The sequence below is a fragment of the Rhizobium sp. BE258 genome (genome assembly GCF_031457345.1).
Classification (GTDB): domain Bacteria; phylum Pseudomonadota; class Alphaproteobacteria; order Rhizobiales; family Rhizobiaceae; genus Rhizobium.
Genome location: NZ_JAVDWL010000001.1, coordinates 1,091,319 through 1,101,489, shown reverse-complemented (window position 1 = coordinate 1,101,489; position 10,171 = coordinate 1,091,319). Strand labels below are relative to the sequence as shown.

7 protein-coding genes and 1 pseudogene are annotated in these 10,171 nt (G+C 60.1%); 3 read left to right on the top strand and 5 right to left on the bottom strand.

Translation table 11 applies throughout. The features are described from left to right. Nucleotides 1–385: 385 nt before the first annotated feature. From J2X43_RS05095 to J2X43_RS05085, 3 genes and pseudogenes are all read left to right on the top strand, one after another. Nucleotides 386–1,812: pseudogene (locus tag J2X43_RS05095) on the top strand (ISNCY family transposase). 290 nt (nt 1,813–2,102) lie between these two features. Further along, nucleotides 2,103–3,104: an IS30 family transposase gene (locus J2X43_RS05090; protein ID WP_112445352.1), complete on the top strand. Its 1,002-nt coding sequence runs from the start codon at nt 2,103–2,105 to the stop codon at nt 3,102–3,104. A 228-nt stretch (nt 3,105–3,332) separates the two neighbouring features. Then, a complete protein-coding gene (locus J2X43_RS05085) occupies nt 3,333–4,469 on the top strand; it encodes a calcium:proton antiporter (protein ID WP_112388179.1) in 1,137 nt (378 codons plus the stop codon). Between the two features lie 31 nt (nt 4,470–4,500). On the opposite strand, the gene J2X43_RS05080 is transcribed toward J2X43_RS05085, so the two are convergent. From J2X43_RS05080 to J2X43_RS05060, 5 genes are all read right to left on the bottom strand, one after another. Further along, nucleotides 4,501–5,202, bottom strand: a complete 702-nt coding sequence (locus J2X43_RS05080; protein WP_112388180.1) for an SDR family NAD(P)-dependent oxidoreductase — start codon at nt 5,200–5,202, stop codon at nt 4,501–4,503. 170 nt (nt 5,203–5,372) lie between these two features. Beyond that, complete coding sequence (locus J2X43_RS05075; RefSeq protein ID WP_310291232.1) at nt 5,373–6,557, bottom strand: amidohydrolase; 1,185 nt, start codon at nt 6,555–6,557, stop codon at nt 5,373–5,375. Continuing rightward, a complete protein-coding gene (locus tag J2X43_RS05070) occupies nt 6,544–7,725 on the bottom strand; it encodes a M24 family metallopeptidase (protein WP_112541039.1) in 1,182 nt (393 codons plus the stop codon). Before J2X43_RS05070 ends, J2X43_RS05075 begins: the two co-directional genes overlap by 14 nt. Before the next feature lie 333 nt (nt 7,726–8,058). Continuing rightward, nucleotides 8,059–9,420, bottom strand: coding sequence for an NAD-dependent succinate-semialdehyde dehydrogenase (locus J2X43_RS05065; RefSeq protein ID WP_112445350.1), 1,362 nt, complete (start codon nt 9,418–9,420; stop codon nt 8,059–8,061). A gap of 48 nt (nt 9,421–9,468) precedes the next feature. Beyond that, entirely contained in the window at nt 9,469–10,137 is a 669-nt protein-coding gene (locus J2X43_RS05060; protein ID WP_112388182.1) for a DUF2182 domain-containing protein, read from the bottom strand. Nucleotides 10,138–10,171 lie beyond the last annotated feature (34 nt).

The following is a 10,171-nucleotide window of genomic DNA, read 5'->3' as shown; positions in this document are numbered from 1 at the left end:
ATTTTGTGAACGATCCGGCGGTGATTGCTCGGCGAAAGAAAGCACTGTCGCGGCAGCAGGCTGCTGAGTGAGGCGTCTCAAAGCTAAAGCCGAAGTGGTGTATTTACCACCCGCCCCGATCTGATCTTGCAACCGGGATCAGCCGGTCAGATCGGGGCTGGCCGGTGTGCCGTATGGTGGCCTTGCGGACATTTTAACTTTGCAAACCGGCGGACATTTCAACTCTCACGCCACATGATGTGTAGCGGCATTTTAGAGATGCGACATATAGGCTAGTTAGAGATGCGACAGTCGTCGCCTCTTGGGATGCTAGCTGAACGTCAGCATTGGGAAGCAAGACAAGCGACGTGCATCGTGGTCGAGGCCATTTATGTTCGGAGTCGTCATGTCCTGTTTGATTGTCATGTCGCAGAAGGAATTGCATCGTCTTGAACATATTCGGCAGGTCGCCAAGGCGGCCTGACGGTCACGCGGGCGGCTGAGCTAGTTGGGCTCAGTCGCAGCCAAGTCCATCGTCTGTTGCAGGCCTATGATCTGGACGGGCTCGACGGTCTCGTCTCGAAGAAGCGCGGCCGCCCGAGCAACCGGCGCCACAGTGAGGATTTCCGCAATCTGGCTCTCGACCTGGTGCGTGAGCATTACGTGGATTTTGGCCCAACCTTGGCGGCCGAGAAGCTAGTTGAGCGCCATCGGATTTCCGTCAGCAAAGAGACGTTGCGCCAATGGATGATGGAAGCCGGCATATGGGTATCACGCCGCGAGCGCAAGAAGCGGGTCTTCCAGCCACGCGGCCGGCGTGATTGCTTTGGTGAACTCGTCCAGATCGACGGGTCGCATCACTGGTGGTTCGAGGACCGTGGCCGCAAATGCGCCCTGCTCGTCTACATCGACGATGCGACCGGCAAGCTGTTGCATCTGCGCTTTGCCGCCTCTGAGAACACCTTTGACTATCTGCATGCGACGAAGGCTTACTTGCAGCAATGGGGCAAACCGATTGCGTTTTACAGTGACAAGCACGGTGTTTTCCGCAGCACGCATGCCTCGATGACGGACCGCACGAGCGGTCTGACGCAATTCGGCCGGGCGCTTTATGAGTTGAACATCGACATTATCTGCGCCAACACCCCGCAGGCGAAAGGCCGGGTGGAACGCGCCAATCAGACGCTGCAGGATCGGCTGGTGAAGGAATTGCGGCTGCGCGGTATCGATACGATCGAGGCGGCCAACGCATATGCGCCTGAGTTCATGGCGGATTTCAATACGCGTTTCGGGAAGCCACCGCGCAATCCGAAGGACATGCACCGGCCGTTGGCCGATCATGAGAACCTCGATGATGCCATGTGCCGCAAGGAGGTTCGCAAGCTGTCGCATTCCTTGACGCTGCGCTACGACAAGGTGATGTTCATCCTGGACCCGACAGAGCGCGCCAGGGCGCTGGCGGGAAAGAAGCTGATTGTTTGCGATTATCCTGACGGACGACTTGAGATCACGGACGGGGAAGCCTCCCTGCCCTACAAGACGTTCGATACGTTACGGTCAGTACACCGATCCGAAGTGGTCGAGAACAAGCGGCTGGACGACATGCTGTCTGTTGTCGCTGAGCTGCAGGCGGGGCGTGAGCAGCAGCGCAGCAAAAGGGGACCGCGTCGAAGCGGACAGACGGATCACATGTTCGGTATTCCCGATGGCAGTGTCAGCAACGGTTATCAGAAACGCGGCACCGAACCTGGACGAAAGACGGATTTTACGAAGGATCCTGCCGTCATCGCCCGACGGCGGCAAGCGTTGGCGCGCCTGGGTCCGGCCGAGTGATGTAAGCGATCCGGCTGAGAAAGCGCAGTATATGATTGCGCTTGAGTCATCCGCCGCCGACCGAGCTGCGCAACCCTGGCCATCTCCGCCCGGACGGCGGCTAATTCCCGAGCACACATCAATATAGAATCTTGCAATTCCAGTAATAGTTAATAGAATTACGTCGCGTTTCTAAATTGCTTATTTTGTCTCATCTTTAAATAGCTGTGACATGATGTGCGTCGCGGTACATTCTATTTCCAAGTCCGACATGCTAGTAATTTCAATGGCTTCACTTTGGAGATTTTGGCATGTCGCTTTGCTATCAGCAGTTCACCATCGCCTATCGTCGCCGTCTTTATCATCTCAGAGAGCGAAAGGTGCCAGTTGGCGAGATCGCCCGCCAGCTCGGACGTCATCGCTCAACGATCTATCGTGAGCTCAAGCGCAACACTTTTCACGATCGCGAGTTTCCCGAGTACACCGGCTACTTTGATACGATCGCCGATGACATCGCCAAGGAGCGGCGTCGAAGGCTGCGCAAGCTCAGGCGGCACCCAAGATTGCGCGAGCTGGTAATTGACCGCCTGAAGGCCTATTGGTCCCCGGAGCAGATTGCCGGCCGTCTTGCCGAAGATGCCGCCAACCCGGTTCGCATTTGCCCTGAGACCATTTATCGCTTTGTCTACTGCAAGGAGGATTATGGTCTGGGCCTCTATCGCTATCTGCCGGAGGCACGCCGCAAGCGTCGACCTCGAGGCTCTCGCCGACCGCGCGGCAACGTCTTCCCGGCCGATTGCAGGATATCTCAAAGGCCTGATTTTATTGGCAATCGGACCGAGTTCGGACATTGGGAAGGCGATCTGCTGATCTTCAAGCGGGAGCTTGGGCCGACCAATGTCACCTCACTGATTGAACGCGAGAGCCGCTATACGGTCATGCTCAAGAACAACAGTCGTCATTCGCGACCGATCATGGATAAGATCGTTCATGCTTTCTCGCCGTTGCCAGCGATGGCGCGGCGGAGCTTTACCTTCGATCGCGGCACGGAGTTCAGCGGCTTCAGGGCTTTGGAGGAAGGCATCGGCGCAAGGAGCTGGTTCTGCGATCCCAGCGCGCCATGGCAGAAAGGCGCCGTTGAGAACACCAACAAACGTATCCGACGCTTCATGCCTGTTGACACGGATCTTGCCAATGTCACCCAGCAACAGCTGACTGAGTTGGCGCATCATCTAAACTCACAGCCTCGCAAATGCCTCGGATACCGGACCCCCGCCGAAGCCTTTGCTGCCTATTTGCGCGAAGGTGGCTGATGCCCTACCCTCCAAGGCGGCCATGATGCACTTGGGTTAGCTTCCCCACGCCGGACGTGCTGCGCCTCTCGCGAGGAGTTCCCTCGAAGCACAAAAGATGATGAACTAGACTGCCGTGGCCGACGGTCGGCTCCAGAACGTTCGGCGTGCATTTGATGATCTCCTCGATTATAGATTGCCTCTGTCGCTACACGTCTGATCAAACACCGCCGGAAGTCAGGAACAGCTATGAAGCAAGCTTCGATTGCCGCCACCGAAACACATCACGCGGCAATTCCGGCCTGGACCTGGGTGGCTCCGCTTCTTGCCTCGGTCCTATTGGCGCTGAAGTTTCTCCATGTCGTGCCATCGGACGCGGCACTGGTGCTGGTTTTTGCGGCCGTCTTCCTTGGTGCTTCCGTCTTCAGCGCCGTCCATCACGCCGAGGTCCTGGCACTCAAGCTCGGCGAACCTTTCGGCTCGATCCTGCTGGCGATCGCCGTGACTGTCATTGAAGTTGCGCTGATCGTCTCCATCATGGCCTCAGGAGCAGAAGGCAGTGGTTCGGTTGCGCGTGATACGGTATTTGCGGCCGTGATGATCGTGCTCAACGGCGTTGTCGGGCTTTGCCTGATCGTGGGCGGCCGGCGGCACTTCGAGCAGACGTTCCAGCTTCAGGGCGCGTCGTCTGCCCTGGCCGTGCTCGGCACCCTCGCCGCGCTGGCGCTGATCCTGCCGAACCACACGCTGACAGTCCTTGGGCCGTCATACTCGCCGCTGCAAGCAATGTTCGTCGGGTTGGTTTCCCTGATGCTTTGGGCCGTCTTCGTCTTCGTGCAGACCGTCAAGCATCGCGCCTATTTCCTGGATGCGCCAGCTGACAATGTGGAAAGCGATAGCGCGGTGGCAGAGCACCACGCGAAGCCATCCGACCGGGAATCGCTGGCATGCCTCGGTCTCCTGCTGGTATCTCTCGCCGCCGTCGTCCTGCTTGCCAAGACCCTTTCCCCCTCTCTCGACAGGGCGATCGATCTGGCAGGCCTGCCCCACACCTTCGTCGGCGTGGTGATCGCCGCGATCGTGCTTTTGCCGGAAGGCATTGCGGCGGCGAAGTCCGCGCTGAAGAACCAGCTTCAAAACAGCATCAACCTCGCTCTCGGATCGGCGATTGCGAGTATCGGCCTCACCATCCCGGCCGTCGCCGTCGTCTCGCTCGTTCTCGATCAGCAACTGTCGCTGGGGATCTCAGCAGCAAACACGACGCTGTTGGTGCTGACCCTCTTCGTCAGCACCCTGACTTTGGGCACCGGCAGGACGACGGTGCTGCAGGGCGCGATCCATCTGGTGATATTTGCGGTGTTTCTGCTGGTTTCAGCAATCCCCTAAGGACGCCTTCGCGCATGCCGAACTGTGACCGTCAGAACCGCTCGACCCATGGCCTGACTTCGATCTCCCATGACCAGGCGCTTCGATGCTGGCGCAAGAGATCGATGTAGGTTTGTGCGATTGCGTCAGGGTCGAGCGTGCTATCCGGCGCTTCCGCGGGATCGCCGCGAAGCTCGCTCCGGACACCCCCGTCAACCACCACATGGGCGACATGAATTCCCTTCGGAGCCAGTTCTCTCGCAGCACTTTGTGCCAGCCCGCGCAGCGCGAATTTCCCCATGGCGAACGGTGCCGAGTTGGCGAAGCCCTTTACGCCGGCCGTAGCACCCGTCAGCAGGATCGCGCCCTTGCCGGCCGCAAGCATGCGCCTGGCGGCTTGCTGTACCGAGTAGAATGCACCCAACGCGGAAACGGCCACTGCCCTTTCGACCTCCGAGGGATCAAGATCGGTGAGTGGTCCGCGCACGCGGCCGCTAGCGTTATAGATGACGACCTCAGGCGGTCCGATATGCGCGTCCGTTTGCGCGAAAAGTCTCTCGACCTGGCTCGGGTCGCTGGCGTCGACCTCAAGAGCGATGGCACCGGTCTGCTCTGCCAGCGATTTGAGTTTGCCGGTGTCGCGAGCAGCGATGGCAACGGAGAGGCCTGCCAAGCGAAAGCTTCTCGTCAGTGAGGCGCTGATGCCTGGGCCCGCTCCGATGATGAGCGCGCTGCGATAGGGAATGGTCGACATGTCTCTTCTCCGATGTGGCCGCTGAAGATACAGATCGGATCGATGCTGCCGCCACGCAATGGCGGGAAAGCAGGAACTGGTTCGGAGGGTGTGATTTTTTCTTGATGCCGCTATGCGGCTTCAAAACCGGATCCATCCAGACTTCGGCAATGACTAGCGGTCGGGCAGCCTCATAGCCCCTCGCCTAGGGCGTCACACGCGATTTTTACGACGAGTTCGGCGCCGACTCTCAAGGCAGTCTCATCAATCTTGAACTGCGGGTGATGAAGGGGATAGATACAGCCCTCCGCCTCATTGCGGATGCCAAGCCTGAAGTAGACTGAGGGCCGTTTCTCGCTGTAGAAGCCGAAGTCATCGGCGGCTGTCCATCCGGCCGCCGCAACCGCAGTTCCGGCACCGAACAGGGTGTCCGCCGCCAATGCGACAACGCGGGCCAGTGCCGGATCGTTGACGACAGGTGGCTCGCCCTCGACAAGGCTGAATTCGACCGTTGCCCTATGCGCGAGCGCAAGACCCTTCAATATGTCCTGGACACGTTCGCGGGCGCGGAGACGCGTCGCCGGGCTGCCGCTGCGGATGGTTCCCTTCAAGCGGACGGTATCGGCAACGACATTGTAGGAACCGCCGCCTTCGATGCTGGTCACGGAGATGACCAAAGGATCGTAGGCATCCCGCTCCCTCGAAACGATTTTTTGCAGTTCCGAGACCATGGCGCATGCCACGGCAATGGCATCAACGCCTTCCTCCGGCTTGGCCGCATGTGCCGACGAGCCGCGGATCACGGCATCGAAAATGTCGCTGGCAAGCGTAAAGGGGCCGCCGGCGACGGCAATCTTGCCTGCCTGCGTGTAGGGATCGACATGAATACCGATCGCCGCGTCAATATCGTCGAGGAGCCCTTCTTCTACGATGCGGCGGCCGCCGAGAGGCTCGGCCTCCTCTGCGGGCTGGAATATGAAGCGGACCGTTCCGGCAAAGGTGTCGCGATGCCGGTGAAGATGCGTTGCCGCAGCCAACACCATAGCCGCATGCGCATCATGGCCGCATGCATGCATGACGCCCTTCACGGTCGAAGAGAATGCAACGCCGGAGTGTTCCTCGATCGGCAAGGCGTCGATATCAGCGCGAACGGCAACCTTCCGGTTGGAAAAGCCGGCTGTTCCCTCGATATCGACCGCAAGCCCGAAGCCCGCAACATCGCGGACTGCTGTCAATCCTCCGGTCTCCAGCTGGCCGCGCAGATAGGCTTGCGTCCGGCTCTCCTTATTTGACAGCTCGGGATGGGCATGCAGGTGTCTTCGCACCTCCAGCATGTGCTTGATCTGGCCCGGCGACAGAGTGTCAGGTCTTGGCATGGATCTCTCTAGGAAAATTGGTGAGGGTTTCACAACCGGTCTCCGTCACCAGAATGGTTTCGCTCACCTCTATGCCCCACCCGTCCATCCACATGCCCAGGATCGAATGCAGGACATTGCCCGGCTGCAGGACCGACTTGTCTCCAGGACGCAGGCTGATCGTGTGCTCACCCCAGTCGGGCGGATAGGCAACGCCGATCGAGTATCCGATCCGGGATTCCTTCTTGAGCCCATGGCGCTCGATCACTTTGCGCCATGCGAGTTCCACACCCTCGGCAAGCACACCCGGCCTGATCGCCGAGAGCACAGCCTCCATTCCCTCAAGAACGGCGTTGGCGGTGTTGGTGACTTGTTGCGGTGCTTTCCCCAACTGCATCGTCCGCGCCAAACCGGACGTGTACCGGCGGCAGACGCCGGCGAGTTCGAGAGCGATCGTCTCGTTTGCGCCAAAGCGGCGGTTGCTCCACATGATGTGAGGGGCCGAGGCGTTTTCACCCGCGAGAATGGTGGGCGGCAATGCGGTGATGTCTCCGGCAAAGTCGGGACTTCCAGCGATCTGCGCGGCCTGGATCTTCGCGATGGCATCGCATTCACGAACGCCTGGCGCGATAATGTCATAGGCGGTTGAAACCGCTGCCTCTGCGAGCCGGGATGCCTTGCGGAGATAGTCGATCTCGGCCGGGCTCTTCACCGACCTTATCCAATTGACCAACAGATCAGCGTCAACGAATGTTGCATTCGGGAGTCCTGCGGTCAGGCGGGCATGTGCCTTGGGTGAGTAATAGTAGGCTTCGAGCTCGATGCCGATCCGCCGGCTGCCCCATCCCTTCGCAGTGATCCACTGCGCGATCCAATCCATCGGGTGACGATCGGATTGCTGTACGTAGCCCTCGGGAAATCCGACGATGTTGTCCGGGCGCATCCACGCCGTCAGCAAGCCGCCGGCCGCATCCATGGCACGGCCGAGCCAGACCGGCTCCGCGCTTTCCTCGATCGGCAGCAAGACGGTCTGTGGGGTATAGAAGGACCAGCCGTCGTAGCCCGTAATATAGTGCTGGTTGGCGACGTCGTTGATCACAAGAAGCTCGAGATCGCGCCTGCCCATCTCCGCACGTATCCGGCCGAGACGCTCCTGGTATTCGCGTCTGTCAAACGGCAGCTCGATCATTCTTGCCCCTCACCTACATGTACTCTGATCAAAGGGTTTCATGTCGCGCAACCCGGCGCAACATGCCCTTAAGTACCGAGTGTGGCATCACCTCCGCACATTTTTGGTCTAAAGTTTCCCCCCTCGCTAGACGATTTCTCTCTTTGCCAAGTTGAGCGAAGCCTTGGCCCGAGCCATCATCGGTGGCATTGCTGCCATCGATGCGGAAGCGCAGAGCGACGATCTTTTACCGTTTCAGTTCGCGAGGGCGCACTGAACAGTGCGGCGCTAGATAATCAAACGGGCGTTGAGCCGAGAAGCCAACCGGAGGACCCGGTTGGCTTTGTTCTTTGATCAAGCACCTTTCCAGACGAGTTTGGCATTGGCGAGCTCACGCGCGCCGAGACCGCCAAGCTCCCGGCCGAAGCCCGAGCCCTTGATGCCGCCGAAGGGCGCGCGGGGATCGGAACGGACGAAATCGTTGATAAAGACGGCTCCAGCCTCGATGCGGGAGGCGACGCGTTCGGCGCGTTCCGGATTGCTGCTCCACACGGCAGCGCCGAGGCCGTATTCCGTATCATTTGCCAGTGCCACGGCCTCGTCTTCATCCTTGAAAGTGAAGAGCATTGCGACGGGGCCGAAAAACTCCTCGCGTGCCACCGCCGCATCGCGGGGCAATCCGGCAATCACCGTCGGCTCGTAGAAATAGCCGTCGCCGGGGATCGATTTGCCACCGGTCAGAACGCGCGCGCCTGCCTTCACGGCGTCATCGACCTGACGCTGGACATTGTCTCGGATATCGGCTCGGGCCAGCGGACCGAGCTTTGTTTCCGCCTTCATCGGATCACCGACCGGAATGCGCTTGACGGCATCGACAAAGGCTGCGGCGAAGCGCTCGGCAATCGGCGCGTGGACGAAAATCCGCTTGGCGGCGATGCAGCTCTGCGCGTTGTTCGAATAGCGCGAGACCACTGCCATCTGCACCGCTTTATCGAAATCGGCATCGTCGAAGACGACGAAGGGATCCGAGCCGCCGAGTTCCAGCACCACTTTCTTGCCGAGAGAACCCGCCTGCTCCGCAACCGTGCGGCCCGCAGCCGTGCTGCCCGTCACCGTGACGGCGGCGATGCGTGGATCGGCAATGACGGCAGGAGCACGTTTGCGATCGATCACGAGATTGGAATAGAGCCCCTGCGGCGCGCCGGCATCGAGGATCAGCTTCTCGATCGCCGCCGCCGATCCCTGGACCGTTTCGGCATGCTTGACGATCACGGTGTTGCCGATGAGGGCGGCCGGGATGAAGAAGCGCAGCACCTGCCAGAAGGGAAGATTCCACGGCATGATCCCGAAAATCGGCCCGATCGATTGATAGACGATCTTGGCGGGCGTTCCGGGGATCGGCTCGTCGGCGATATAGGCCAATCCGTCACCGGCGAAGTGCCGGGCGCCGAAAGCCGATTTCTTGATTTCGCCCTGTGCTTCGGCGAATGGCTTGCCCATCTCCGAAACGATCAGCGCGGCATATTCGTCGACACGCGCCTCCAGCAGATCCGCAAGGCGGTTCAGAAAAGCAGCGCGCTCGCTGAGCGGTGCGGCGGACCAGGTCTTCCAGGTCTTGTGCGACTGATCGAGGATCCGTTCGACCTCGGCTCCGGTGTGTTCTTCGTAGCGGCCGATCAATTGTCCATCGGTTGGATTGTAGGAAAGGAAGCCCATCTAAATCTCCTCTTGTTTTAGCAGGCAGGCATCGAAGTGCAGGAAGCGTCAGCTGCTTCCCTGCAGCAGAGAAAAACTGGCGGCGAGACCGAGCGTCAGGCCACCAAGAACGGCAAATTCGCGCCGCCACGGAACGAGGCTCTCCAGCACCATCCAACCGGAAATTACCGCCATCCAGATCATGTTGGAGACCCCTCCAGCGAATTGCAGCAGAACCATGCTGGCGCAGCAGGCGGCACGGCAGAGCACCTCCCTGCCCTGTTCATTCCGGCCTCGGATCAACACCAGGACGGCGGCGGCAAACATGGCGGGGGCAAAAAGCGGCGCAGCGAAACGGCCATCGCTATCGACGAGCCCGACCGGGCGCATCAGCCACTCGGCCAGGGCGCCGGTAATGGCTGCGGCAAGAAGCATCGATACCGGTTGTGACGCTGCCTTGCAGCTCAGACGAAACAGCCCGCGCGACAGGAGCAGCGACGGAGCGGCCATCGCCGTCATCATGACGAGCCAGGATGCGATTGCCTGCACTAATCCGAGGGGCGCCGTGGTGGACACGCCAGCTGACCGGCAGATAACATCGCCGACCGCCTGTGGAGCGCAGTAGAGCGCAAGCCACGCCGCGAGACCGACCGCCAGCATGCCGCAATCGGTGGCACCGCTGCTGATATTCCGTCGTGCTATCGCCGTGACCATGCCCTTGTCCCAAAGCTTCATCATCAAGTGACCGGTGGCGGTTCGCCACCGGTCACTG